Below are 777 nucleotides of genomic sequence, written 5' to 3' on the forward strand. Positions count from 1 at the left end.
TCGGGCGTAGAACGCCTGACCTTCCGGCGTCAGGCTGAGGCGGCGTGTCGACCGGTGGATTAGCCGCGTACCCAGCCGTGCTTCCAACCGGGTGATCAGCTTGCTGACACCCGATGGCGTGAGGCCGCAGGCCCGCGCCGCCGCGGTGAACCCGCCGAGATCGACGACCCGCGCGAAGACCTCCATCTCTGCCGCCCGGTTGACATCCATCCGCGTCGCAACGATGACCCCGCGTCACAAGTCCTGAGACTGGCGGCAGCCTAATTCACAGCTGCTCCGTCGGCTATATCCTTGGCAGGCGGCCGCTCCCATCGCCCACCGCCATCGGCGACCGCGACAGCCTCGATCACGGAAGGACAAGATATGGAGTACCGGACACTCGGTGCCTCGGGCCTCAAGGTGCCCGCGCTCAGCTTTGGGACCGGCACCTTCGGCGGCAAGGGGCCGCTGTTCTCGGCTTGGGGGACCAGCGACGTCGAGGATGCCCGGCGGCTGGTCGACATCTGCCTCGACGCCGGGGTCACGCTCTTCGACACCGCCGACGTCTATTCGGACGGCGGCTCGGAAGAGGTGCTCGGCGTCGCTATCCGCGGGCGGCGCGACAAGGTGCTGATCTCGACCAAGACCGGGTTGCCCATGGGCGACGGGCCGAACGATGCCGGTCTTTCCCGTCATCGGCTGATTGGCGCCGTGGAGGCAGCGCTCCGGCGGCTCGGGACGGATTACATCGACCTGCTCCAGCTGCACGCCTTCGATGCCTTCACGCCGGTGGAGGAG

At 67.8% G+C, this 777-nt stretch carries 2 protein-coding genes; one reads left to right on the forward strand and one right to left on the reverse strand.

Annotated elements, in window-relative coordinates; translation table 11 throughout:
- A partial coding sequence (locus TSH64_RS23825; RefSeq protein ID WP_146208135.1) for a LysR family transcriptional regulator occupies positions 1-210 on the reverse strand: 210 nt, incomplete at its 3' end.
- A 153-nt stretch (positions 211-363) separates the two neighbouring features.
- Between TSH64_RS23825 and TSH64_RS23830 the strand changes: the two genes are divergently transcribed.
- On the forward strand, positions 364-777 hold a 414-nt coding region (locus TSH64_RS23830; protein ID WP_146208136.1), incomplete at its 3' end, for an aldo/keto reductase.

The organism is Azospirillum sp. TSH64, assembly GCF_003116035.1.
In the GTDB taxonomy this organism is placed as follows: Bacteria; Pseudomonadota; Alphaproteobacteria; order Azospirillales; family Azospirillaceae; genus Azospirillum.